This window comes from Pseudomonas sp. AC463 (assembly GCF_979253585.1).
Genome location: NZ_CEEDDZ010000382.1, coordinates 1 through 311, shown reverse-complemented (window position 1 = coordinate 311; position 311 = coordinate 1). Strand labels below are relative to the sequence as shown.

Sequence of the window (311 nt, the reverse complement as noted above, 5' to 3'; positions counted from 1 at the left end):
TCATCAAGGTCACCGTCAAGGAAGCAATTCCGCGCGGCAAAGTGAAGAAAGGTCAGGTCATGACCGCGGTTGTGGTTCGCACCCGTCACGGCGTTCGCCGTGCCGACGGTTCGATCATCCGCTTCGACGGCAACGCTGCTGTTCTTCTGAACAACAAGCAAGAGCCGATTGGTACCCGTATCTTCGGGCCAGTGACCCGTGAACTTCGTACTGAGAAGTTCATGAAGATCGTCTCGCTCGCCCCGGAAGTGCTTTAAGGAGATCCGACATGCAAAAGATTCGTCGTGACGACGAGATCATCGTGATCGCCG

1 protein-coding gene is annotated in these 311 nt (G+C 55.6%); it reads left to right on the top strand.

Annotated features, from left to right (window positions below):
- On the top strand, window positions 1-257 hold a 257-nt coding region (gene rplN, locus AC0IYH_RS30630), incomplete at its 5' end, for a 50S ribosomal protein L14 (protein ID WP_305212013.1).
- Between the last annotated feature and the right edge of the window lie 54 nt (window positions 258-311).